This is a genomic window from Rugosimonospora acidiphila (genome assembly GCF_039543385.1).
GTDB classification, from domain to species: domain Bacteria; phylum Actinomycetota; class Actinomycetes; order Mycobacteriales; family Micromonosporaceae; genus Rugosimonospora; species Rugosimonospora acidiphila.
In genome coordinates, this window is the sequence record NZ_BAABJQ010000018.1 from 127,280 (window position 1) to 149,653 (window position 22,374).

Below are 22,374 nucleotides of genomic sequence, written 5' to 3' on the forward strand. Positions count from 1 at the left end.
CCGGGAAATTGCACGATTCGTCTCGGCGGTGCATGCGCAGGCCGGCGGAATTCGCCCTCGCCCGCAGCGGGGAACCAGCGTCAATGCCGATAAGTCCACAGAAGTCACTTACGAAAGTTGCGCTTGAATTTCTACTTATCACTGCAATAACATGACGACATTCTGAACGTTTCCACGCCCGTTATCGAAGGGTGATGCCATGCATCTCGTCAGGAGGGCCGTCGCGCTCGCGATGGTCCTCGCCTCGGGCACCGTGGCCGCCGCCGCGATGTCCGCCCCGGCCTCGGCATCGAGGCCCGGGCCGGCCGTTCCGGCGCCGAGCGCGAGCGGGGCGGCCGTCGCGTTCACGGAGTACAGCGCCGCCAGCGCGCGAACCAACGGCACCCGCATCGGCCCGAGCACCAACTTCGGTCAGCTGCCCGCGGAGGCGGTGGGCCGCAAGGCGGTGACGCTGTCCGGCACTGGCGGGTACGTCGAGTTCACGCTCACCAAGCCCGCCAACGCCCTCGACCTGCACTACTCCATCCCGGACACCGCCGACGGGAAGGGGCGGACGTCCCCGCTCTCGGTCTACGTCGACGGGTTCAAGGCACAGACGTTGACGCTCACCTCGCAATACAGCTGGTTGTACGGCTTCTACCCGTTCACCAACAACCCCGCCGACGGTCAGCAGCAGCACTTCTACGACGACGTGCGCACCAACTTCCCGATCCCGCTGCTGCCCGGCACCCGGGTGCGGCTGCAACTTCCGGCCGGGGCCGCCGCGACCACCATCGACGTCGCCGACTTCTCCCTGGTGGGTCTGCCGACCCTGCTGCCCCCGGCCGGCTCGGTCAACGCGCTCGCCTACGGCGCAGACCCGACCGGCCGGAAGGACTCCACGGCCGCGCTGCAGAACGCCATCAACGCCGGCGAGGCCAAGCACCGGACGGTCTTCATCCCGCTCGGCACCTTCCAGGTCAACGGGCACCTGATCGTCGACAACGTGACGGTCAAGGGTGCGGGGCAGTGGTACACGACGCTGACCGGCGCGGGCGTCGGCGTGTACGGCAGGTCCAACCCGACGCCGAGCGGCAACGTGCACGTGTCGGACCTCGCCGTCATCGGTCGGGTCGCCAACCGCGACGACTCCGCCGACCTCAACGGCTTCGGCGGCGCGCTCGCCAACTCGACCATCAGCCACGTCTTCGTCCAGCACACCAAGGTCGGCATGTGGTTCGACGGCCCGTTCGACGGACTGAGGATCAGCGATGCGACCGTCGAGGACACCATGGCCGACGGCATCACGCTGCACGACGGCATCACCGGTTCGAGCATCACGAACTCCTACGTCCGCGACACCGGTGACGACGGGATAGCGCTGAACTCCAGCGGTGGCGCCGATGCCAACGACACCATCGACCACGACACGGTCGTGCTGCCGATCCTGGCCAACAACATCGCGGTGTACGGCGGTCACGACAACGCCATCACCAACAACCACGTCACGGACACCCTCACCCAGGGCGGCGGCATCCAGGTCGGCAACCGGTTCGGCGCGGTTGCCTTGTCCGGCACCACGACCATCGCCGGCAACCTGCTCGAACGCGCGGGCGTGCTCGACCCGAACTGGCAGTTCGGCGTCGGCGCGATGTGGTTCTACGCGCTCGACGAACCGATGTCCGGCAGCATCGACGTCACGAACAACACGATCCTCGACAGCCCGTACGAGGCCGTTCAGTTCGTCGGCTCCACGAACACGAATATCGACATCGATCACCTGACGGTGAAGAACGTCGGCACGTTCGTGGTGCAGATCCAGTCCGGTGGCTCGGTCACCATGTCGAACGTCAAGGCCAGCGGGGCGCAGGGCATCGCCGGCGTGTACGACTGCGGGTACGGCCTGGTCATCGACAAGGGCACGGGCAACAGCGGTTGGGACAGCACCTGGTGCGACGACATGCCGCCGAGCGGCATCCTGCAGCACAGCCCGGGCAGCGCGTACTTCGGCGTGGTGGACCCGGGCGTGACCAGCGCGCCGCAGACGTTCACCATCAGCAACCCGGGGCCGGACGCGGCCTCGCTCGGTTCGGTACGGGTGAGCGACGACTTCGCGCAGACGAACGACTGTGGGGCGTCGCTCGCGGTCGGGGCCTCGTGCCACGTGACCGTCACGTTCACGCCGTCGTCGCCGGGTAACCACACGGGTACCCTGCTGGTGGGCACGGACGCGCCGTTCCCGCCGGCCATCGCGCTGACCGGGGTCGGGTTCGATCCGAACGGGAACCTGACGTTGGGTGCCACGATGACGGCCAGCACCATCACCGACGGGTTCCCGGCGGCCAACACGAACGACGCGAACCAGTCGTCGTACTGGGAGAGCCAGGACGGCACGGGCGGGGTCTTCCCCGGTACCCAGACCCTGACGGTGAACCTCGGCGCGGCCAAGAGCGTGGGCCGCCTCGTGCTCAAGCTGCCGCCCGGCTGGGGTACCCGTACCGAGACGATCGCGGTGGCGACGAGCACCGACGGTACGGACTTCACGACGGTCGCCCCGGCGACCGGGGTGGTGTTCGACCCCGGCGTGGACAACAACGCCGCCACCATCCCGATCCCGTCCTCGTCGGCGCAGTACGTCCGGCTGTCGTTCACCAGCAACGATCAGTGGCCGGCCGCGCAGCTCGCGGAGTTCGAGGCCTACGCCAACTGAGGCACGTGCGACCGGCGCCGGCGGGACTGACTCCCGCCGGCTCCGGTCGCCGGCTCCGGTCGCCGGTGGGCCGTTCGGGCTCTTGCCTATCGGGTGGCGCCTATCGGGTGGCGCCTATCGGGTGGCGCCTATCGGGTCGCGCCTATCGGGTCGCGCGGTGCCGGGCCCGGAGGTGCTGGCCCTTCAGGTGGCGGCTCAGCTCGCGGGTGATCTCCCGGTTCGCGTCCCGCTCGGCGATGGCCTGCCGCTTGTCGTAGGACCGCCGCCCACGCGCCAGGGCGATCTCGACCTTCGCCCAGCCGTTCTCGAAGTAGAGCGACAGCGGCACGAGCGCGATGCCGGCCTCCCGCAGCCGGTCGAGGATCCGGTCGATCTCGACCCGGTGCAGGAGCAGCTTGCGGGTGCGCCGCGGCTGGTGGACGGTGCGTTGGTCGGCCCGGGAGCCGGGGGAGTATTCCGGGATGTGCAGCCCGTGCAGCATCAGCTCGCCGTCGTGCTCATGCGCGAACGCGTCGACGAGCGAGGCGTGGCCGGCCCGCAGCGACTTGACCTCGGTACCAAGCAGGGCGATGCCCGCCTCGTACGACTTCAGGATCGTGTAGTCGTGCCGGGCCTTCCGGTTCGACGCGACGAGCTGGCGGGGTGTGCGCCTGGTCGTGACCGCACCGCCCCGGCCGGACGCCGCACCGCCCCGGCTCGCCGCCGTTCCGCCCCGGTTCATGGCCGCACCCCCCGGCTCATGGCCGCACCGACTCTCGCCTGATGCCGCCCTCCGTGCTCATGCTCTCCAGCATGCCGCACCGCTCGGCGACGGGGGCGGCGGCCGATGCCCCGGCGACGCCGGCTGAGCTCTCCCCGTGCCCGCCACGCTCCCGCTCCTCCGGCTCGCCGGTCGGGTAGGCCGTATTCTCCAAGTCTCATCCCCGTCAGGCCATTCGCGGTGCTTTTGCCGGGCTTGATTGAGTGAGGGCCGCTGCCGAGAAAGAGTTAACTGCGCGGGGGACGGGAAATAATCTGGTCGGCGCCGGAAAACAACCGGCTTCCGCCAGAATTCGCCGTATAGCGGGTTGCGCAAGGGATCGCACATCGTCCGTTTGGCCAGGCAGTGCCCCAGCCCTGGCAAAGTTCACATTCCGTTAACCAATTCTCGGCGGACCGCTCCTATGGTTGAGGATCGTGGTATTTGCTGGGCAAGTGGCGCCCGATCGGCCAGACGGCGGCGTGCCCGGGACTGATCCCGCCGCCGAACGCATCCGAGTTCGCTACGAGGGAAGCGACTATTCGGCCGAACCCGTCGCCAAGGGCGCCGCGTTCGAAATCTTCTCGGTAACGCCCGTGGACGGCTTTCTGCCCAATCCGCGACCCGGTGCCCGCAAGCTGTACCGCCGCTTCGTCCCGGCCGCCGAGATCTACGTGATCGAGGGCCGGCCGCCGGTACCCCAGGAGCAGCCGCTGTCGGCGCCGGTGTCCCGCGGCCTGTCCTGGTCATCCGTGCACCAGCTCAGCCAGTCGAGCCACGCCGACGACGGCGGCCTCCTGGTGGCCCGGATCCGGCTCAGCGCGAAGGTGTCCCGGGGCACCCGGATGGTCAAGGTGCTGTCCGGCCGCCAGCTGGCCGGGCAGCTGCACGGCTGGCTCCCGCAGGGCTTCTGCTACCGGGAGTACGACACCGCCCACCTGCGGACGCCGGCCGAGCTGTCGGTGCTGCGCAGCGACGGCGACGACGGCCGTGCGGACCCGGCCGTCTTCGCCCTGCGCTGGCGGGCCGTCGACTCCCTCGACTACCAGGTCCCGTTCGCCGGCGACTACGCCGGGCTGACCAGGATGCCGCCCGCCGACCGGCTCGGCTCGCCGGTGCTCGGCACCGGTTTCACGCCGTCCGGTCAGCACGTCATCCCGGAGTTCGTCACCGCCAACCTGGCCGACCTGCCGCTGACCGCGTTCGCCGAGCTGGTCGCGTACACCGAGGACGGCACCGAGGTGGTGCTCTACCGGTACCTGCCGGAGCAGCGGGCCTGGGGCCGGATGTTCGGTCCACAGTGGAGGTGGCTGTTCGCTGCGGTCCCTGGGATCGCGCCGGAGCAGGAGTATTTCATGATCCCGCCGGCGCCGACCAAGCTGATGGGGCGCCACCGCGGGCAGGATTACGAGGCGATCGCGGATCCGCCCGGCGAGTTCCGGGTGCTGGCCAAGACGAGGGCCGCGCGCTACGCGGTCGAGACGCTCTACCGGCGCACGCCGTACGTGACCTGGCGCAGGGTGCCGTGCACCGTCGTGCGCGACGAGGGCGAATGGCTGCGGGTGCGGTTGATCCGGCCGGATGCCGAATCGGTCACCCAGCTCGGCGCGAGCTGCATCGAGCGCGGGATCTACGAGACCTGGGCGCCCCGGGCGGAGACGGCGGGGTACCGTGACGTCGACACCGAGTACGACCTCGGTCCGGCCGTCGCCCCGGTTTCCTGAGCCCGACCGCTGTTGCGTGATGGCCGTCCGGCCGGCCGGGTGGCGGCCGGCCGGCTCGGGTGGGTCGGGTCAGCCGCCGAGGCGGGCCAGCTCCTCGTCCACAATGGACTTGTCCAGCTTCTTGAACACCGGCTTCGGGGCGGCCACCTTCCGGCCCGGCTCGATCGGCACCGACATCCAGCGCGCGCCCTTGGTGTAGTCGCCGGTCAGCACCGGGTACGCCGGCCCACCGTCTAGGTCCTCAACCTCCACAATGGACGGCAGCGGTGCGTGCACCCCCGACCCGCCCAGCAGCTCGTGGATCGTCTGTGCGGCGTGCGGCAGGAACGGGGTCAGCAGGATGTTGCAGTCGCTGACCGCCTGCAGCGCCACGTGCAGGATGGTGCCGAGCCGCTCCGGGTCATCCTTGATCTTCCACGGCGCCTGGTCCGACAGGTACTTGTTGGCCTCGCCCACGACCCGCATGGCCTCGTTGATGGCCTGCTTCTGGCGGTGCCTGGCGATCAGGTCGCCCACCGTGTCGAACGCGGTGCGGACCGAAGCCAGCAGTGCCTCGTCGGCCTCGGTCAGCGGCCCGGCCGGCGGGATGGCGCCGAAGTTCTTCGCGGCCATCGACACCGACCGGTTGACCAGGTTGCCCCAGCCGGCCACCAACTCGTCGTTGTTGCGCCGCAGGAACTCCGACCAGGTGAAGTCGGTATCCGTCGTCTCCGGCCCGGCCACCGCGATGAAATACCGCAGCGCGTCCGCGTCGTATCGGGACAGGAAGTCGCGCACGTAGATGACGACGGAACGGGACGAGGAGAACTTGCGGCCCTCCATCGTCAGGTACTCGCTGGATACGATCTCGGTGGGCAGCGCCAACTTGCCGTACCCGCCCGGCTCACCGCCCCGGGAGCCCTCGCCGTTGTACCCGAGCAGCTCGGCCGGCCAGATCTGGGCATGGAAGGTGATGTTGTCCTTGCCCATGAAGTACGCCGACCGGGCGTCCTCGGCGTCGGCCGACCACCACTTCTTCCAGGCATCCGGATCGCCCGAACGGCGGGCCCACTCGATCGCCGCCGACAGGTACCCGACGACCGCGTCGAACCAGACGTACAGCCGCTTGTTCGGGTTGTCCTCCCAGCCGGGCAGCGGAACCGGGATGCCCCAGTCGATGTCCCGGGTCATCGCCCTGGGCCGGACGTCGTCCAGCAGGTTGAGCGCGAACTTGAGCACGTTGGGGCGCCAGTCGGTGCGGGCCTTGAGCCACTCCGACAGCGCGTCGGCCAGGGCCGGCAGGTCCAGCAGGTAGTGCTCGGTCTCGACGAACTCCGGCGCCTCCCCGTTGATCCGGGAGCGCGGGTTGATCAGATCGACCGGGTCGAGCTGGTTGCCGCAGTTGTCACACTGGTCGCCGCGGGCCTCCGGGTACCCGCAGATCGGACAGGTGCCCTCGATGTAGCGGTCGGGCAGGGTCCGGCCGGTGGAGGGCGAGATGGCGCCCTGGGTGACTTCCTTGATCATGTACCCGTTGCGGTGCACCCCGCGGAACAGCTCCTGCGCCACCGCGTAGTGGTTGCGCGTGGTGGTCCGGGTGAACAGGTCGTAGGACAGGCCCAGCGCGTGCAGGTCCTCGACGATCAGCCGGTTGTACCGGTCGGCCAGTTCGCGGGGGGTGACGCCCTCGCGCTCCGCCTGGACCAGGATCGGCGTGCCGTGTTCGTCCGTGCCGGAGATCATGAGCACGTCGTGGCCGGCCATCCGCATGTACCGGCTGTAAACGTCGGAGGGAACCCCGAAGCCGGACACATGACCGATGTGGCGCGGGCCGTTGGCATACGGCCAGGCGACCGCGGCGAGAACGTGGCTCATGGTGTACCAGCGTAGTGGCTGGGTGCGGCACGCCCGAAATCGATTAGCCGGCCACCACGAGGTTGTAGACCTCCCGCCTGGGCAGACCGTACGACCGGGCAATTTCGGCGATGGCGTCCCTGCGCGGCGTACCGGCGGCCTCCAGGTCGGCCACCTCGGCCAGCAGCGCCGCGTCGCTCGGCCGCACCGCGGCGGCGACCGGCGCCCCGCCCACCACGAGGGTGATCTCCCCTCGCGGCGGGTTGGCCCCGGCCCACTCGACCAGCTCGCCGAGCGGCAGCCGGACGACCTCCTCGTAGGTCTTGGTCAGCTCCCGGCACAGCGCGGCCGGTCGCCCGTCGCCGAAGGCGGCCGCGAGGTCGGCCAGCGTGGCGGCGATGCGGTGCGGAGCCTCGAAGAAGACCAGGGTCCGCTCCTCGGCGCCGAGCGCGGCCAGCCGGGACCGCCGCTCGCCCGGCTTGCGGGGCAGGAATCCCTCGAAGCAGAACCGGTCGCTGGGCAGCCCGGACAGGGCCAACGCGGTGGTCACCGCGCTCGGCCCGGGTGCTGAGGTGACCGGTATGCCCGCCTCGATGGCCGCCCGGACCAGCCGGTATCCCGGATCGGAGACGCTCGGCATGCCGCCGTCGGTGATCACCGCTACCACCGCTCCCGAAAGCATCGCCTCGACCAGGTCGGGAGTGCGCCGCTCCTCGTTGCCCTCGAAGTACGAGACGATCCGGCCGGGCAGCACGATGTCCAGTTCGCGGGCCAACCGGATCAGCCGGCGGGTGTCCTCGGCCGCCACCAGGTCGGCCTCGACCAGGGCGGTGCGCAGCCGGGCCGAGGCGTCCGCGACGTTGCCGAGCGGCGCGCCGACCAGGAGCAGTCGTCCCTGAGTGTCCACCGCGCCCCCTTCGTTGCCTGACTGCCTATCTTCCCCGGCCGCGCCGGGCGCCCTGCCGGGCGGTCCCATCTCCCCGAGCGATCCCTCCGTTCCAGCCGGTCCCCCCCCGTCCCGGCCGGTCCGGCCGTCCCCGTCGGTCTCGTCGTCTCAGCTGGTACGGCCGTCCCCGCCCACGGGGAGTCGCCGATCCGGTGCCTGCCGGGCCTCGCCGACTTTCCCGAGCCGTCTCCGAGGGTCTTGTTGGGCTTTCCTGAGCCATTTCCGAGGATCTTGTCGAACTCTCGTGGGCCATCTCGGGGTCGTGCCAGGCTCCGCACCGCCTCCCGGACCCTTGCCGGATCGGCTGGCGCCCTGCCCGGCGCGGTCGCGGGTCGAGCCGATTCCGGCCGCTGAGCAGGGCGGACGGGGCCGAGTGGCCCACTGCGGACCCGGTTGTCGGGGCGGCCCGGCCGGCCGCGGTTCAGATCCGATGCGCGACGGGTGTGCCCAGCAGCCGAGCGCAGCCTACGATCGCAGGCGTGACTTCGGCGGTGATGACCGAGCCCGGGCCCGAGGCGGCCGACCAGGCGCCAGCGGTGCCAGAGATCACCCGTCGGCGGCTCGCACCGCCGATGCCGTCCGATGGGTGGAGATCCTGGGTCGCCACGGCGGTGATCGTGGCGATCGCCGCGATAATCCGGCTGGTCAACCTCAGTCATCCCAAGGGGAAGATCTTCGACGAGGTCTACTACGCGGTCGACGCCCACCACCTGCTCCTGCACGGCGTGGAATGGGACGACAAGACGAATACTGGTTCCTTCGTCGTGCACCCGCCGCTGGGCAAGTGGCTGATCGGCGCCGGCGAGGCCGTCTTCGGGTACAACGACTTCGGCTGGCGGATCTCGGCGGCGATCGCCGGCACCATCGCCGTGCTGATCGTGATCCGGCTGGCCCGGCGGTTGTTCCGCTCCACCGTGCTGGGGTGCGCGGCCGGGCTGCTGATGGCGCTCGACGGGCTGGAGTTCGTGCTGTCCCGGGTGGCGCTGCTGGACATCTTCCTGCTGATGTTCGTGCTGGCCGCGTTCGCCTGTCTGGTGATGGACCGGGAGCATCATCGTCGCCGGTGGCTACGGGCGCTGGAGCGGGGGATGGACCCCACCTCCCCCAATCGCGATGGGCGCCCGCCGTTCGCGATGCCATGGTGGCGGCTGGCCGCCGGGGTGATGACCGGCTGCGCGATGGCGGTCAAGTGGAGCGCCCTCTGGTACATCATCGTGTTCGTGGTGCTGATCTATCTCTGGGAGGTCGGCACCCGCAAGAGCGCCGGTGTCCGGCGCCCCTGGCGGGACGCGTTCCTGGACGAGATCGGCTGGGTGGCCGTATTCGGGCTGGTGATCATCGGCGTCTACCTGGCCAGCTGGACCGGATGGTTCGCCAGCAGCCAGGGCTGGGATCGGCACTGGCTCGCCTCGCAGGGGCACCGGGAGCTGCCGATCATCGGCTCGCTGGTCAACCTGTGGCACTACCACCGAGAGGCACTGCACTTCCACGACACGCTGACCACCCCACACCCGTACCAGTCCTGGCCCTGGCAGTGGCTGCTGCTGGGCAGGCCGGTCGCGTTCTCCTACAACAGCAGCGGAACGTGCGGCGCGGCGACGTGCTCGTCGGAGGTACTGCTGCTGGGCACTCCGGTGCTGTGGTGGTCGTTCATCCCGGCGCTGTTCGGGCTGGCCTGGTTCGGGATCAGCCGCCGGGACTGGCGCGCGCTGGCCATCGGCCTCGGCGTGATGGCGAGCATCCTGCCGTGGTTCCCCTACGAGGCCGACGACCGGACGATGTTCTACTTCTACGTCGCGCCGGCCGAACCGTTCCTCATCCTGGCCGTTGTCTATGTACTTGGCGCGCTGATCCGCAGCCCGGCCCGCAACGTCGCGACCACCCATTCGCCCGGGGGCATCGAGCTGCTTGAACCAGCCGACCGAAGACTCATGGGCACGGTATTCGCGGGCGCCTATATGGTGGCGGTGGCGGTGATCTTCGCGTACTTCTACCCGATCTACGTCGGGAAGGTCATCACCTACGCCCAGTGGCTGGCTCGAATGTGGTTGGGTAACCGCTGGATCTAGCGAGGCCCCGTCCCGTAGCGGGCCCGTCCCGCCCGCTGCGCGCCGCAGCCGGTGGGCGGGCCCATTAGCCCAGTCGCTCCCTGGTCCGGTCGTGGCCCGGCCGGGGCTCAGACCTGGTCGAACAGGACGCTGACGGACTCACCGTTGTGGATGCGGCGCATCGCCTCGGCGAGCGCCGGCGCGATCGACAGCACCCGGAGCTTCGGCATTTGCTTGTCCGGCGGGATCGGCACCGTGTTGGTGCAGACCACCTCCAGCACGTCCTCCGCCGCGCTGATCCGGTCCAGGGCCCCATCCGCGAACAGCCCGTGTGTGCAGGCCACCCGGATCGAGTTGACCTTCAGCTCGCGCAGCCGGTCGAGTAGCTCCAGCACGGTGCTGCCCCGGGCGATCTCGTCATCGAGAACGATGACGTCCTTGCCCATCACCTCGCCGATGACCGCGCTGATGCTCACCCGGTCGTCCTCGTACCGCTGCTTCGCGCCGGCGGCGACCGGTACCCCGAGGAGCCGGGCGAAGTCGGCGGCCGGCTTGGCGTTGCCCAGGTCGGGCGAGACGACCACCGCATTGTCCAGGTCGTACTGGCGGAAGTGCGCGGCCAGCTCACGCAGGGCGTGCAGATGATCAACGGGCACGCTGAAGAACCCGTGTACCTGCGGGGAGTGCAGGGTCATCGCGAGCACCCGGTCGGCGCCGGCGGCGACCATCAAGTCGGCCACCAACCGGCCGCCGATCGAGATGCGCGGGGCGTCCTTCTTGTCGGACCGGGCGTACGCGTAGTGGGGGAGCACCACGGTGGTGCGTGCGGCGGACGCGCCCTTGGCGGCGTCCAGCATCAGCAGCAGCTCGACCAGGTTCTCCTGAACCGGGGGGACCAGCGGCTGGATCAGGAAGACGTCCCGCTCGCGGCAGTTGGCCTGGAGCTGAACCTCCAGGCAGTCGTTGGCGAACCGGCTGACCCGCACCGGGCGCAACGGAGTGCCCAGGTGAGCGCAGATCTCGGCGGCCAGTTCGGGGTGGGCGTTGCCGCTGAACACCGCGATGTCCTCGTGCACGCCGCAACCATAGCCGGCACCCGGGCGACACGATCGGCTCCCGGAGCGGAGTGTGACCGAGTACCGTTTCGGGCCGTTCGGCACCGCCCCGCGAACCGGACGGCCAGGTCGGAAACCGGCACCCGCCACGCCTCCCCGGCGGGTCACTTCTCCGGCCCCGGGTCACGTCTCCGCCCCGGGCCACGCCTCCCCGGCGGGTACCGTGCCCGGCCGGGCGGAGGTCCGTGTGCCGGCCGGGCACGGGGTCATCGGCGTCGGTGGGTCGAGTACTGCTCGGCCTGCCAGCGCCTGAGTCCGAGCTTGATCCGCTCGTTCTCCGAGCGGAGGTGGAGGATCTCCTGTCGCAGCGCGCGCTCCATCTGATCGCGGGCTGCCAGCACATCGGCGATCCGGCCGAGGAATGCCCGCACCTCGGCGGCGTCCAGGCCGAACCAGAACCAGCGGCGCCGGAACTTCGCGCCGGTCACCTCCTGGGGGTGCATCAGTCGCATCATCGGCCGGCGTCCCATCGCGTGAAGCACCGTGATCCGGTGTGCCCGGCGCGGCCGGGGAGTCCGATCGAGTTCACTCCCGTTCACCGTCCTCGGTGGACAGTCGTCGCCCGCTGGTGCTGTAGAGCAGGTGTCCGTGGAGCACGAGCGAGGGGTCGCCGAGCAGGACGTGTACCCGGTCGAGCTCTTCGTCGGTCAGGCCGGCGGCGAGTAGCTCTTCCTCCAACTGACCGGCCCCGGCGTCGAGCAGCCGGCATCCGGGGCCGCCGCCGCTCCAGGTGGCGCCGTACGTGACGGCCTGTACCTCGGTGAACCCCTCCTCCATGAAGGCGAGCAGGGCCCGCCGGGACCAGCTGCGGTCGTTGCCGTGCTCGGCGAGGATCCGCAGGTGCGTGAGGTGGAACCGGCGCAGCAGCGCCGCGTCCTCCTCGGTCTGGGCGTGCGCCACGATCTCGTGCGGCGGCGTGGGCCAGAAGTCCTCGGTCAGCAGCACCCCGCCGAGTGCGACCGCCTCGGCGAGCCGCTGGAGCACCCGGCGCCGCTGCGGCAGCTGGTTCAGCAGCAACCGGGCGTGCACCAGGTCGTACGTCTCGCCGGGCGGTAGCGAGGCCACGAGGTCGGGCCGCGGCGGGTACGGCCGGGGGTGGTCCGGAATCAGCCGGGGGCCGGTGTCCATCGTCCTGACCGATCCGTCCGGGCCCACCCGGTCCGCCAGCCAGGCGGCCACGCTTCCCGCACCCGCGCCGATCACCAGGCATCGGGCACCGGTCAGATCGAGCAGGCCGGTGATCCGCCACCTGCTGAGCGGGTCGAGCAGCGAGGTCAGGGCCTCGTGCGGCGCGACGGACCCGCCGTTGTCATGGTCGTTGTCGTGCGCGTACGCCTCGGTTGCCGGGCCGGTCACGCCGGGCCTCCTTCCGGGCGAGGGAGGAGGGTGAGCTTGCCTGTCGCCCTCGGGGCGGCGGGTCTCGCCGTGCCGCCGCAGGCCACCGGGGCTGGGGCGGCGACCGCCGGGCCGACCGGTGCGGTTCGCGTGGCGGCGGTGGTGACGGTCGCGGTGGCGGTGGCGGTGGCGGTGGCGAGCAGCTGACGCCGTGAAGCCATGGGCTGTCCTTTCTGCTGGTTGCATGGCCGTGTCAGTTGGGTCCGCTGTGCGTGGTCCTGTGCCTCGGGCACGACGTTCTTGAGCACGACGTCCTCCAGCACGACGTTCTTGAACACGACGTTTCGGGCACGACGGGGTCGCCCGTTGTCACGGCTGGCCGAGATGCTCGGTCGCTGTGAACGGGCTATTTGTGGACCGGATCGCGAGGCCGAATCGCCTGCTCAGATCCCGCGGTGCGACCACCTTCTGGGCCGGAGCGCGGTGGGCGAGGCGGGATCGAGTGGGCGGCGCACGCAGGCGGTCAGCATGCCGCGTGCGGCCAGGCCGGCCCGGGAACAGGGGAACATCTCGCCGCAGGTGCAGCGGCTGTCCTGTTCGGGCTGGTGTTCCAGGTGCAGTGCGTGCGCCACGCGCCAGAGCAGCGGGTCGGCGCACCCCTCCGGAGGCTGCTCGGGCGGATTCTCCGGGTCGTACTGAACGCGCGACATGGTGATCCTCCCCAGGAAACCGGCGGCCCGCTTCAGTCGGGCGTGCCGGCGCTATGCCGAAACACGGGCGGTAGGGGGCGTGGTGATCCCCGGCGAGCTGCCACTGGCGGCCTCACCCTCGACACCGGTTCCCTTGCCCGAAAGAGAAATACCATACCTACGTAGGTACGTAAAGGCGCCTTCTTGACTGTACGTGACGACGTAGCGTCGGCATCATGATCGATCCCACCGCAGACCGAGCTCAGTACCGGCAGATCGCCGACACGCTGCGCGACGCGATTCTGAGGGGCGAACTGCAGGACGGCGCTCGAGTGCCCAGCGAGGAGCGGCTCCGGCAGGAGCACGGGGTCAGTCGGACGACCGTGCGCAAGGCGATCGAGGTACTCAAGGGCGAGGGGCTGGTGGACGTGCGGGCCCCGCGGGGCACCTTCGTGCGCAGTCAGCGGCCGGTCGACACCGTGCAGCTGCGCCGGGGCGACCGCGTGTGGACCCGGATGCCGTCGCCGGACGAGCGGCGCGAGCACGACGTCCGCGAAGGCGTGCCATTTTTGATCATCTCGCGTTCGGACGGCTCCCAGGAGCTGTATCCGGGCGACCGGACCCAGGCCCAGCAGAGCCCGCGCTGACCTGGCAGAGTGCCGATCGTGAGGCAGTCTGAATCGAAGCGCGCCGAGACACCGCCGCCACCGCCCGAGCCGCTGGCCGTGCCGGTGCCCGACAGCCACACCCACCTCGACATCGTGGGCGGTGAGCCGGCGGCCGGGATCGAGGCGGCGCGGGCCGTGGGCATCGACCGGCTGGTGCAGGTCGGGGTCGATCTCGAGTCCTCGCGCTGGGCGGCTGACCTCGCGGACGCCGAGCCGGCCGTGCTCGCCGCGGTCGCCCTGCACCCCAACGAGGCCCCGCGCCTGGCCGACCTGGACTCGGCGCTGCGCGCGGTCGAGGAGCTGGCCGGGCGGCCGAGAGTGCGCGGAGTCGGCGAGACCGGCCTGGACTTCTTCCGGACCGGCGAGGACGGGCGGGCCGCGCAGGAGCGGAGCTTCCGGGCGCACATCGCGATCGCGAAGCGGTTCGGCAAGGCCCTGGTGATCCACGACCGTGACGCGCACGCCGACGTGCTGCGGGTCCTCGACGAGGAGGGTGCGCCGGACACGGTGGTGCTGCACTGCTTCTCCGGCGACCGCGAGTTCGCGGCCGAGTGCGTCCGTCGGGGCTACGTGCTCTCCTTCGCCGGCACGGTCACCTTCAAGAACGCGGCGAACCTCCGCGAGGCGGCGATGATCACCCCTCCCGACCAGATGATGGTGGAGACCGACGCCCCCTACCTGACGCCAACCCCCTACCGGGGCCGGCCGAACGCGTCCTACCTGATCCCGCTGACGGTGCGGTCGCTGGCCGCGACGACCGGGCGCGACCTCGATGAGCTGTGCGCGTCGATCTCCGCGACCACCGAACGGGTCTTCGGAGGGTGGTCCGCAGCCTCCTGATGCACTCATCGGCATCACTTGACTGCATCACAATTCTGCGGCACTGTAAAGGCCATGCGACGGACGACGATCACTCTGACCGATGGCCAGGAGCGTGCGCTGACTGACTTCGCGCAGCCCGGGCCCTATCAGGAGGAGCTGCGGGGCTGGGCGCGGGCCCGTGGCATCGAGTTGAATGACTCTCCCGCCGAGGCAGCCCTCGTCCGGGTGCTGATCGATGCCGGCATCGAGCACGTCCGCGCCCACTCGGCCGACGTGGCGTTTCGGGAGTTGGCCGAGGTCTACGTCGACGAGGGCGTCAGCGGCGAGGTCACGGCGCTGAGTGGGGACGCGTCCGGCGGCGAGCCCTCGGCCGGCGCGGCTCCGGCCCTCAAGACCCCGGCCGGCGCGGCTCCGGCCCTCAAGACCCCGGCCGGCGCGGCTCCGGCCCTCGAGACCTCGGCCGGCGGAATCCCGGCCGGCGAGATCTTGGCCGGCCATGGCGCGGCCAGCAAGGGGGCCGCGGGCACGGGCGTTGCGGCGGTCGGCCGGCGTGGGGCGCGATGAGCGCCTCGCGGGCCGCGACGATGGACGTGCGGGGGGCCCATCCCCGTCGGGGTGAGGTGTATTGGCTGGACGTTCCCGGTGTCGGTCGGAGGCCGTGGCTGGTCGTCTCCGCCGATGAGATCAACCGGACCGGGGCGCTGGAGCACCTGGTCGCCGTCCGGGTGTCGACCGCCGATCGCCGGCGGCACCTGCCGACCGTCGTGGCGCTCGGCTCCGGGGAGCCGCTGACCGGGAGCGTGCTCGCGGGCACGGTGACGCAGATCAGGCGGGACCGGTTCGTGGACCTGGCCGGCACGCTCTCCCCGGCCGTGATGCGCAGCGTCGACCTCGCGCTTCGTGAGGCGCTCGGGCTCGACCGTTGATCTCCGTGTGCCCAAGCGCGGGCCGCGTAGCGGCACCGTACGCTGGGTCACCGTGACCGGTCTGCTCGGCCCGGCGGAGATCCGGGAATTGTCGGGGCGCCTCGGCGTCGTGCCGACCAAGACCCTCGGGCAGAACTTCGTCCATGACCCCAACACCGTGCGGCGGATCGTGCGCGCCGCCAATCTCGACCCGGCCGACGTGGTGATCGAGGTGGGACCGGGGCTCGGTTCGCTGACCCTCGGGTTGCTGCCGGCGACCTCCCACGTCTACGCGATCGAGATCGACCCCGTGCTCGCCGGGAACCTCGCCGACACCGTCGCGCAGCGGGATCCCGGTCACGCCGACCGGCTCACGATCATCAACAGGGACGCCCTCAAGCTGAGCGCGAACGACCTGCGGGCCGATCAGCAGCGGGCGGCCGACGCGCGGCCGGCTGACCCGAGGGTCGGTGACGTGGGTGCCGGTGACGTGGGTGCCGGTGACGTGGGTGCTGGTGACCCGGGTGCCGGTGATGTGGGGGCGGGGGAACCCGGGCAACTCGCGGCCGGGGCCGTCGGAGGGCCCACCGCCCTGGTCGCGAACCTGCCGTACAACGTCGCGGTGCCCGTCGTGCTGCACCTGCTGGCGGTCCTGCCCTCGCTGCGGCACGGGCTTGTCATGGTCCAGAAAGAGGTGGCCGATCGGCTGACCGCCGGCCCGGGCTCCCGGGTCTACGGTGTGCCGAGCGTCAAGCTGGCCTGGTATGCGACCGCCAGGCCGGCCGGGCGGGTGCCACCCAGCGTCTTCTGGCCGGTACCCAATGTCGACTCCGGGTTGGTCGCCTTCGCGGGCCACCGCCCGCCGGCGGGCGCCGACCGGCGCGAGACCTTCGCGGTGATCGACCACGCGTTCGCCCAACGGCGCAAGACCCTCCGGGCGGCCCTGGCCCAGTGGGCCGGGGGAGCCGACGCGGCCGCCGAAATTCTGGTTCGGGCGGGGGTGGATCCACGGGCTCGCGGTGAATCGCTCACCATAGAGCAGTTCGCCGCGATCGCCGCGGCGCGGGCAGGGGAGGCAGCGTGAACAGGTCGGGCGCCGGGAGTGCCGGCCGGTTCCGCGGCACCAGAGGGTGGCTCCGGGTGAGGGTCGACGCATGACTGAGGCGCTGTTTGACGAGGACGGCCGGCAAAGAACCGGCGCCCCCGGGCCGGTGCGGGTGCGGGTGCCGGCGAAGATCAATCTGCATCTCGGAGTCGGGCCGCTGCGGCGCGACGGGTACCACGAGCTGACCACCATCTACCAGGCCGTCTCGCTGTACGACGAGGTGACCGCCCGGCGTGGTGATCAGTTGACCCTCACGATGGAGGGGGAGGGTGCCGGCTCGCTGCCGCTGGACGCGTCCAACCTCGTGCTGCGCGCGGCCCGGGCGCTCGCCGAGCGCGCCGGCGTGCCCGCGCACGCCCGGCTGCACCTGCGCAAGCAGATCCCGATCGCGGCCGGCCTCGCCGGCGGAAGCGCCGACGCGGCGGCCGCGCTGGTGGCCTGTGACGCGCTGTGGGGCACCGGCCGCACCCGCGACGAGCTGGCCGAGATCGCCGCCACCGTGGGTTCGGACGTTCCCTTCCTGGTCCTGGGCGGCACCGCCCTCGGCACCGGTCGAGGTGAGGTGATCAGCCCGGTGCTCGTCCGGCCGTCCTCGTGGCACTGGGTGATCGCGGCGGCCGAGGGCGGCCTGTCCACCCCTGCGGTCTACGGAGAACTGGACCGCCTGCGGGCGGCCGACGCCGCGCCGACGCCGCTGGGCGACGCGGATCTGCTGCTGGCCGCGCTCCGTCAGCGTGACCCGGCGGTCCTCGCCGAGGCGCTGGGCAATGACATGCAGGTCGCGGCGCTGTCGCTGCGGCCGGATCTGGCCACCACCCTCGCCCGGGGGCGCAAGGCCGGCGCGCTGGCCGGGATGATCTGCGGATCCGGGCCGAGCTGCGTGTTCCTGGCGCGTAACGCCGCTTCGGCGGAGGAGATCGCCGCCGACCTGAACGCGTCCGGCTCGTGCCGGGTGGCGGTGCCGGTCTTCGGGCCGGTGGCCGGCGCGCGAGCGGTCTGAGACCAGGGCGTAGCGGCACCGCCGCACAGGGCCCCATTCGAGGGAGAACATGCCGAATATCGTCAATCTTGACCGGGTCAGCAAGGGCTACGGCGCGGCCGGTCAGCTGCTGCGCGACGTGTCCCTGGGGCTGGACGACTCCGACCGGATAGGCGTGGTCGGCCTCAACGGGGCCGGCAAGTCCACCCTGCTGCGGCTGCTGACCAAGGTCGAGGAGCCGGATCAGGGCCGGGTCACGCACCGGCGGGACCTGCGGGTGCTGGCGCTGCCGCAGACCCTCGTGCTGCCGCCCGGCGCCACCGTCCGGGACGTCGTCATCGGCGACGTGTGGTTGCCCTCCGGTTTCGGTGCCGAGCACGAGTGGGCCGGGGACTCCGGCGTGCGTGCGGTGCTGACCGGGCTCGGCATGCCCGGGCTCGGCCTGGATGCTCCCGTCGGCTCGATGTCGGGTGGGGAGCGCCGCCGGGTGGCCCTGGCCGCGCTGCTGATCCGGGAGTCGGACCTGCTGGTACTCGACGAGCCGACCAACCACCTCGACCTCGCGGGCGTCTCCTGGCTGGCCGCGTACCTGCGGACCAGGCGTGGGGCGATGGTGGTGGTCACCCACGACCGCTGGTTCCTGGACGAGGTGACCAACCGGACCTGGGAGGTCGCCGACCTGACCGTGCGGGCGTACGACGGCGGGTACGCGGCGTGGACCCTGGCACGGGCCGAGCGCGTGCGGGTCGCCGCCGAGACGGAGGCGCGCCGCCAGAACCTGCTGCGCAAGGAGATCGCCTGGCTGCGCCGAGGGCCACCGGCTCGTACCAGCAAGCCGAAGTTCCGGATCGACGCGGCCAACGCGCTGATCGCGGACGTACCGCCGGCCCGCGACGCCGTCTCGCTGCGGCGGCTGGCCACCACCCGGTTGGGCAAGCAGGTCTACGAGCTGGACTCGGTGACGCTGACGGCCGGTGAGAAGCCGATCCTCACGGGGGTCGACTGGCAGGTGGGGCCGGGGGACCGGGTGGCGCTGCTGGGCGCCAACGGCGCCGGCAAGACCACCCTGCTGCGGCTGCTGGTCGGTCAGCTCGCGCCGTCGGCCGGCCGGCTGGTGACCGGCTCCACGGTCCGGCCCGCGTTCCTGTCCCAGGAACTGGTCGAGCTGCCGGGGCATCTGCGGCTGCTGGAGGCGGTCGAGGAGGTGGCCCGGCGGGTGATGCTGGGCGATCGCGAGCTGTCCGCCGCCCAGCTGGCCGAGGTGTTCGGGTTCACCGACCGGCGGATCTGGACCCCGGTGGCGGACCTGTCCGGTGGCGAGCGGCGCCGGCTGCAGATGCTGCGGCTGCTGGCCACCGAGCCGAATGTGCTGCTGTTCGACGAGCCCACCAACGACCTGGACACCGACACCCTCGCCTCGCTGGAGGACCTGCTCGACTCGTGGCCCGGCACGCTGATCGTGGCCAGCCACGACCGGTACCTGGTCGAGCGGGTGACCGACACGGTGTACGCCCTGTTCGGCGACGGGCGGCTGACGCACCTGCCGGGGGGTGTGGACGAGTACCTGGCGCGCATCGAGGGCGAGCCGGCCCGGCCGGGCGCCGCAGCACCCACCAGTACGACCAGGAACGGTGCGACCAGGGGCGGGGCGTCAGGGGCGGGGGCCTCCGGAGCCGGGGCGTCCGGCCAGGGCGCGGCCACCGCCCCCGCGGTCACGCCGGGCGCCGACGCGCCGGGGCTGTCCGCGGCGGAGCTGCGCTCCGGTCGCAAGGAGCTGGCCAGGCTGGAGCGGCTCGTCGGCCGGCTGGAGGAGCGGGAGGCGGCGCTGCACGAGCGGCTCGCCGAGCACGCGACGGATTACGAGAAGGTGACCGAACTCGACGCCCAGCTGCGCGAGGTGCGGGCCGAGCGCGCGCAGACCGAGGAGGAGTGGCTGGCCCTGGCTGAGCGGATGGGTGACGGGTGAAGCCCGGTCGCGACTAGGCCGGGGGCGTGCGCGAGAATTCGAGTGAGTACCGGCGATCATGCGAACACCGACGATCAGGCGAAGAAGGAACTCCATGGCTCACATCCCCATCAACCACCCGCTGCGTCCGCTGTACCGGGTGCTGACGGCGTTAGCCGGGCTGTACGTCCTGATTTTCGGGATCATCGGCGCCACCAAGTCCAGCGGCGCGTCCCTGTTCGACCAGGACCACCTGCACTGGGTCCTCGGGTTGCGCACCAACCTGGCGTTCGCCATCCTGTCCATCATCGCCGGGATTGTGATCTTGGTGGCCGTCTTCATCGGTCGCAACATCGACCACTACCTCGACATCGGCGCCGGCCTGGCGTTCATGGTGGTCGGCATGCTCATGCTCGGCCTGCTGCGCACCGACGCCAACTTCCTGGGCTTCTCGGTGGTCAACTGCGTGGTGTCGTTCATCATCGGCGTAGTGGTCTTCGCCGCCGGGCTGTACGGGAAGACGGGCTCCGACCAGGACGTCGCGTCCGAGGAGTCGTTCCGGCACCACCACCACTGAGCGAGGCGGCCTCCGGCTAGGCCGGAGCAGCGCCAGTCGAAGGCATCGCCGTTGCCGTCGTGACCACCGAGGTCGCGGCGGCAACGCCGTTTATGGGGTCGGCCGCCGGATCCGAGAGTGGACGCGCTGCCGTTCGGGCAACGCAGGCAGCGGTACGCCGGTGAGCCGTACGCGGGTCAGCGGGGGTGCAGGCCAGCGGGGGCGCAGGTCAGCGGTTGCGGCGCTCGGGCCGGGTCGACAGGGTGGGCTGGGGTTCCAGGTGCGACAGGCCGTTCCAGGCGATGTTGACCAGGTGCGCGGCCACCGTCTCCTTGCGCGGCTTGCGCACCTCCAGCCACCACCGGCCGACCAGCGCCACCATGCCCACCAGCGCCTGGGAGTACAGCTCGGCCAGGTGCGGGTCGTAGTCGCGGCGCTTGAACTCCGCGCCCAGGATGTGCTCCGCCTGGTGGGCCACGTCATTGAGGACGCTGGAGAAGTTGCCCGTGGCCGACATGACCGGGGACTCCCGTACCAGTACCCGGAATCCGTCGGTATCGGTCTCGATGTAGTCCAGCAGCGCGAGGGCGGCCTGCTCCAGCAGTTCGCGCGGGTGGCCAGCGGTCAGCGCGTTGGTGATCCGGGCGAGCAGCGCCCGCACCTCCCGGTCGACCACTACCGCGTACAGGCCCTCCTTGCCGCCGAAGTGCTCGTAGACCACCGGCTTGGACACCTTGGCCCGGGCGGCGACCTCCTCGATCGAGGCCGCGTCGAAACCGCGCTCCGCGAACAGCTGCCGTCCGATGGTGATGAGCTGCTCGCGGCGCTGAGCAGCCGACATCCGGACTCGGCCGGTATTGCGGGGGCTTTCGGTCACCGGCTCATCGCGCCAGCTTGGCGGCGATCCGCTCGGGCTTGGGCCAGCGCACGTCGGACACCCATCCGCACTTCTCGAAGATCCAGATCATGCGGGCGGTCGAGTCCAGCTGGCCGCGCAGCACCCCGTGCCGCGCGCAGGTCGGGTCGGCGTGGTGCAGGTTGTGCCAGCTCTCGCCGAAGGACAGGATCGCCAGCGGCCAGAAGTTGGCGGCCCGGTCCCCGTTGCGGGTCTCGAACGGGTGATCGCCGAACACGTGGCAGATCGAGTTGATCGACCAGGTGACGTGGTGCAGCAGCGACACCCGCACCAGGCCGGCCCAGAAGAACGCGGTGAGCGCGCCCTGCCACGACCAGGTGACCAGCCCGCCGACCGCAGCCGGGGTGAGCAGCGAGAGCGCCACGATGAGCGGGAAGAGCTTGTCGACCCTGCGCAGGTCCTTGTCGGCCATCAGGTCGGGGGCGAACCGGGCCCGGTTGGACAGCTCGCGGTGGAACAGCCAGCCCATGTGGGCGTGGCAGAGTCCCTTGGTCAGGCCCCAGAACCCGCTGCCGTAGGCCCACGGGGAGTGCGGGTCGCCCTCCTGGTCGGAGTACGCGTGGTGGCGGCGGTGGTCGGCGACCCACTGGGTGGGGTTGCCCTGCACAGCCATCCCGCCGGCGATCGCGAGCGTGACGCGCAGCCACCGCTTGGCCTTGAACGACCCGTGAGTCAGGTACCGGTGGAACCCGATGGTGACCCCGAAACCGGCGGCGAAGTAGAAGACGATCCCGATGATGACGTCGGTCCAGTGCAGCCAGCCACCCCACGCGATGGGTATGGCGACGATCAGCGCGACGAACGGCGCCACCACGAAGGCCCACAGGCCGATCAGGATGCCGACCGGCTGCTTGCCCTCGGTCAGCGGCTTCGGTCCGGAGGCGGCCGAGGACGGCGGGTCGAGCAGGGCGGATGTTGACATCTGGCACCTCGTGGCTGATCGCTGGCTACGCCTACGTCACCGTAACTTACGACCCCCAAATCGCGACAGGGGAGCCGCCGCATGTTGCCGAAGTTCTCTCGCGTTGTACCGCGCCCGCGGCCTCGTCGGGGCTGGTCAGGAGGCGAGTAACCCGGTCGGCGTAAGGCCCGCCGGGCCGACCGGCCCGCCACCGCGTGCGCCGGCGGTTGCCCGATCGGGGCGGGGAAACGGTAGGCTTAGCCAGCCATCGGTCGGCCGTGGTGTAATTGGCAACACCCCGCCCTTTGGAGGCGGTTTTCTAGGTTCGAGTCCTAGCGGCCGAGCTTCTCCCCGGACTCCCTTTTAGCGAGTCCGGATCGGTGCCCCGAACGCCGGGAAATCCTTATCGTGCTGCTTACGGCAAGTGTGCGATGCCCGGCCCGTCGCCCCATCTCCCAT

General features: G+C 70.9%; 21 protein-coding genes, 1 tRNA gene and 1 pseudogene. 13 read left to right on the forward strand and 10 right to left on the reverse strand.

Annotation, left to right across the window (positions count from 1 at the left end; genetic code table 11):
• The first annotated feature begins 199 nt into the window (after nucleotides 1-199).
• Nucleotides 200-2,689: a choice-of-anchor D domain-containing protein gene (locus ABEA87_RS27045; protein ID WP_345634230.1), complete on the forward strand. Its 2,490-nt coding sequence runs from the start codon at nucleotides 200-202 to the stop codon at nucleotides 2,687-2,689.
• 142 nt (nucleotides 2,690-2,831) lie between these two features.
• Here the strand turns inward: ABEA87_RS27045 and smpB are convergent, their stop codons facing one another.
• The gene (smpB, locus tag ABEA87_RS27050; RefSeq protein ID WP_345634232.1) at nucleotides 2,832-3,410 is read right to left on the reverse strand and encodes an SsrA-binding protein SmpB; all 579 of its coding nucleotides are present in this window, start codon (nucleotides 3,408-3,410) and stop codon (nucleotides 2,832-2,834) included.
• A 16-nt stretch (nucleotides 3,411-3,426) separates the two neighbouring features.
• Nucleotides 3,427-3,603 (reverse strand): hypothetical protein, encoded by a 177-nt coding sequence (locus tag ABEA87_RS27055; RefSeq protein WP_345634234.1) that lies wholly within the window; start codon nucleotides 3,601-3,603, stop codon nucleotides 3,427-3,429.
• A gap of 307 nt (nucleotides 3,604-3,910) precedes the next feature.
• On the opposite strand from ABEA87_RS27055, the gene ABEA87_RS27060 reads away from it, so the two are divergent.
• On the forward strand, nucleotides 3,911-5,152 hold the full coding sequence (locus tag ABEA87_RS27060; protein ID WP_345634236.1) for a hypothetical protein: 1,242 nt from the start codon (nucleotides 3,911-3,913) through the stop codon (nucleotides 5,150-5,152).
• Nucleotides 5,153-5,221: 69 nt separating this feature from the next.
• On the opposite strand, the gene metG is transcribed toward ABEA87_RS27060, so the two are convergent.
• Entirely contained in the window at nucleotides 5,222-7,006 is a 1,785-nt protein-coding gene (metG, locus tag ABEA87_RS27065; RefSeq protein ID WP_345634238.1) for a methionine--tRNA ligase, read from the reverse strand.
• A 43-nt stretch (nucleotides 7,007-7,049) separates the two neighbouring features.
• Nucleotides 7,050-7,892 (reverse strand): 16S rRNA (cytidine(1402)-2'-O)-methyltransferase, encoded by an 843-nt coding sequence (gene rsmI, locus ABEA87_RS27070; RefSeq protein ID WP_345634240.1) that lies wholly within the window; start codon nucleotides 7,890-7,892, stop codon nucleotides 7,050-7,052.
• 533 nt (nucleotides 7,893-8,425) lie between these two features.
• Between rsmI and ABEA87_RS27075 the strand changes: the two genes are divergently transcribed.
• Nucleotides 8,426-10,000 carry a dolichyl-phosphate-mannose--protein mannosyltransferase gene (locus tag ABEA87_RS27075; protein ID WP_425570964.1) on the forward strand — a complete coding sequence of 525 codons (1,575 nt, stop codon included), beginning with the start codon at nucleotides 8,426-8,428 and terminating at the stop codon, nucleotides 9,998-10,000.
• 107 nt (nucleotides 10,001-10,107) lie between these two features.
• On the opposite strand, the gene ABEA87_RS27080 is transcribed toward ABEA87_RS27075, so the two are convergent.
• The 3 genes from ABEA87_RS27080 to ABEA87_RS27090 all read right to left on the reverse strand — a co-directional run bounded on the left by ABEA87_RS27080 (nucleotide 10,108) and on the right by ABEA87_RS27090 (nucleotide 12,450).
• Nucleotides 10,108-11,055 carry a ribose-phosphate diphosphokinase gene (locus tag ABEA87_RS27080; protein ID WP_345634241.1) on the reverse strand — a complete coding sequence of 316 codons (948 nt, stop codon included), beginning with the start codon at nucleotides 11,053-11,055 and terminating at the stop codon, nucleotides 10,108-10,110.
• A gap of 245 nt (nucleotides 11,056-11,300) precedes the next feature.
• The gene (locus tag ABEA87_RS27085; protein ID WP_345634242.1) at nucleotides 11,301-11,537 is read right to left on the reverse strand and encodes a DivIVA domain-containing protein; all 237 of its coding nucleotides are present in this window, start codon (nucleotides 11,535-11,537) and stop codon (nucleotides 11,301-11,303) included.
• Nucleotides 11,538-11,619: 82 nt separating this feature from the next.
• Nucleotides 11,620-12,450 (reverse strand): class I SAM-dependent methyltransferase, encoded by an 831-nt coding sequence (locus ABEA87_RS27090; RefSeq protein ID WP_345634244.1) that lies wholly within the window; start codon nucleotides 12,448-12,450, stop codon nucleotides 11,620-11,622.
• A 30-nt stretch (nucleotides 12,451-12,480) separates the two neighbouring features.
• Here ABEA87_RS27090 and ABEA87_RS27095 point away from each other — a divergent pair, with 30 nt between their 5' ends.
• Complete coding sequence (locus tag ABEA87_RS27095) at nucleotides 12,481-12,636, forward strand: hypothetical protein (RefSeq protein WP_345634246.1); 156 nt, start codon at nucleotides 12,481-12,483, stop codon at nucleotides 12,634-12,636.
• A 236-nt stretch (nucleotides 12,637-12,872) separates the two neighbouring features.
• Here ABEA87_RS27095 and ABEA87_RS27100 read toward each other — a convergent pair whose 3' ends face one another.
• On the reverse strand, nucleotides 12,873-13,139 hold the full coding sequence (locus ABEA87_RS27100; RefSeq protein WP_345634248.1) for a hypothetical protein: 267 nt from the start codon (nucleotides 13,137-13,139) through the stop codon (nucleotides 12,873-12,875).
• A 215-nt stretch (nucleotides 13,140-13,354) separates the two neighbouring features.
• Between ABEA87_RS27100 and ABEA87_RS27105 the strand changes: the two genes are divergently transcribed.
• The 8 genes and pseudogenes from ABEA87_RS27105 (at nucleotide 13,355) to ABEA87_RS27140 (ending at nucleotide 20,119) form a co-directional block, all read left to right on the forward strand.
• The gene (locus ABEA87_RS27105; RefSeq protein WP_345634250.1) at nucleotides 13,355-13,765 is read left to right on the forward strand and encodes a winged helix-turn-helix domain-containing protein; all 411 of its coding nucleotides are present in this window, start codon (nucleotides 13,355-13,357) and stop codon (nucleotides 13,763-13,765) included.
• 18 nt (nucleotides 13,766-13,783) lie between these two features.
• Nucleotides 13,784-14,626, forward strand: coding sequence for a TatD family hydrolase (locus tag ABEA87_RS27110; protein ID WP_345634252.1), 843 nt, complete (start codon nucleotides 13,784-13,786; stop codon nucleotides 14,624-14,626).
• Nucleotides 14,627-14,680: 54 nt separating this feature from the next.
• Nucleotides 14,681-15,172: a hypothetical protein gene (locus tag ABEA87_RS27115; protein WP_345634254.1), complete on the forward strand. Its 492-nt coding sequence runs from the start codon at nucleotides 14,681-14,683 to the stop codon at nucleotides 15,170-15,172.
• The gene (locus ABEA87_RS27120; RefSeq protein ID WP_345634256.1) at nucleotides 15,169-15,534 is read left to right on the forward strand and encodes a type II toxin-antitoxin system PemK/MazF family toxin; all 366 of its coding nucleotides are present in this window, start codon (nucleotides 15,169-15,171) and stop codon (nucleotides 15,532-15,534) included. The genes ABEA87_RS27115 and ABEA87_RS27120 overlap by 4 nt, the downstream gene beginning before the upstream one ends.
• Before the next feature lie 52 nt (nucleotides 15,535-15,586).
• Nucleotides 15,587-16,576, forward strand: a pseudogene (locus ABEA87_RS27125) (ribosomal RNA small subunit methyltransferase A); the annotation flags it as partial.
• A gap of 91 nt (nucleotides 16,577-16,667) precedes the next feature.
• Nucleotides 16,668-17,618 (forward strand): 4-(cytidine 5'-diphospho)-2-C-methyl-D-erythritol kinase, encoded by a 951-nt coding sequence (locus ABEA87_RS27130; RefSeq protein ID WP_345634258.1) that lies wholly within the window; start codon nucleotides 16,668-16,670, stop codon nucleotides 17,616-17,618.
• Nucleotides 17,619-17,667: 49 nt separating this feature from the next.
• Entirely contained in the window at nucleotides 17,668-19,563 is a 1,896-nt protein-coding gene (locus ABEA87_RS27135; RefSeq protein WP_345634260.1) for an ABC-F family ATP-binding cassette domain-containing protein, read from the forward strand.
• Nucleotides 19,564-19,657: 94 nt separating this feature from the next.
• A complete protein-coding gene (locus ABEA87_RS27140; protein ID WP_345634262.1) occupies nucleotides 19,658-20,119 on the forward strand; it encodes a DUF4383 domain-containing protein in 462 nt (153 codons plus the stop codon).
• A 208-nt stretch (nucleotides 20,120-20,327) separates the two neighbouring features.
• Here the strand turns inward: ABEA87_RS27140 and ABEA87_RS27145 are convergent, their stop codons facing one another.
• Both ABEA87_RS27145 and ABEA87_RS27150 read right to left on the reverse strand, forming a co-directional pair.
• The gene (locus ABEA87_RS27145) at nucleotides 20,328-20,939 is read right to left on the reverse strand and encodes a TetR/AcrR family transcriptional regulator (RefSeq protein ID WP_345634264.1); all 612 of its coding nucleotides are present in this window, start codon (nucleotides 20,937-20,939) and stop codon (nucleotides 20,328-20,330) included.
• Between the two features lie 40 nt (nucleotides 20,940-20,979).
• The gene (locus ABEA87_RS27150; RefSeq protein ID WP_345634266.1) at nucleotides 20,980-21,936 is read right to left on the reverse strand and encodes an acyl-CoA desaturase; all 957 of its coding nucleotides are present in this window, start codon (nucleotides 21,934-21,936) and stop codon (nucleotides 20,980-20,982) included.
• Nucleotides 21,937-22,187: 251 nt separating this feature from the next.
• Here ABEA87_RS27150 and ABEA87_RS27155 point away from each other — a divergent pair.
• Nucleotides 22,188-22,259 (forward strand) — tRNA-Gln (locus tag ABEA87_RS27155).
• Nucleotides 22,260-22,374: the final 115 nt, after the last annotated feature.

Bases quoted from the DNA above. Each gene is read 5' to 3' on its own strand.
- ABEA87_RS27045 (WP_345634230.1), top strand. From the start codon at position 200: ATGCATCTCGTCAGGAGGGCCGTCGCGCTCGCGATGGTCCTCGCCTCG.
- smpB (WP_345634232.1), bottom strand. From the start codon at position 3,410: ATGAACCGGGGCGGAACGGCGGCGAGCCGGGGCGGTGCGGCGTCCGGC.
- metG (WP_345634238.1), bottom strand. From the start codon at position 7,006: ATGAGCCACGTTCTCGCCGCGGTCGCCTGGCCGTATGCCAACGGCCCG.
- ABEA87_RS27075 (WP_425570964.1), top strand. From the start codon at position 8,426: ATGACCGAGCCCGGGCCCGAGGCGGCCGACCAGGCGCCAGCGGTGCCA.
- ABEA87_RS27085 (WP_345634242.1), bottom strand. From the start codon at position 11,537: ATGCACCCCCAGGAGGTGACCGGCGCGAAGTTCCGGCGCCGCTGGTTC.
- ABEA87_RS27100 (WP_345634248.1), bottom strand. From the start codon at position 13,139: ATGTCGCGCGTTCAGTACGACCCGGAGAATCCGCCCGAGCAGCCTCCG.
- ABEA87_RS27105 (WP_345634250.1), top strand. From the start codon at position 13,355: ATGATCGATCCCACCGCAGACCGAGCTCAGTACCGGCAGATCGCCGAC.
- ABEA87_RS27115 (WP_345634254.1), top strand. From the start codon at position 14,681: ATGCGACGGACGACGATCACTCTGACCGATGGCCAGGAGCGTGCGCTG.
- ABEA87_RS27120 (WP_345634256.1), top strand. From the start codon at position 15,169: ATGAGCGCCTCGCGGGCCGCGACGATGGACGTGCGGGGGGCCCATCCC.
- ABEA87_RS27130 (WP_345634258.1), top strand. From the start codon at position 16,668: ATGACTGAGGCGCTGTTTGACGAGGACGGCCGGCAAAGAACCGGCGCC.
- ABEA87_RS27135 (WP_345634260.1), top strand. From the start codon at position 17,668: ATGCCGAATATCGTCAATCTTGACCGGGTCAGCAAGGGCTACGGCGCG.
- ABEA87_RS27140 (WP_345634262.1), top strand. From the start codon at position 19,658: ATGGCTCACATCCCCATCAACCACCCGCTGCGTCCGCTGTACCGGGTG.
- ABEA87_RS27145 (WP_345634264.1), bottom strand. From the start codon at position 20,939: ATGTCGGCTGCTCAGCGCCGCGAGCAGCTCATCACCATCGGACGGCAG.
- ABEA87_RS27150 (WP_345634266.1), bottom strand. From the start codon at position 21,936: ATGTCAACATCCGCCCTGCTCGACCCGCCGTCCTCGGCCGCCTCCGGA.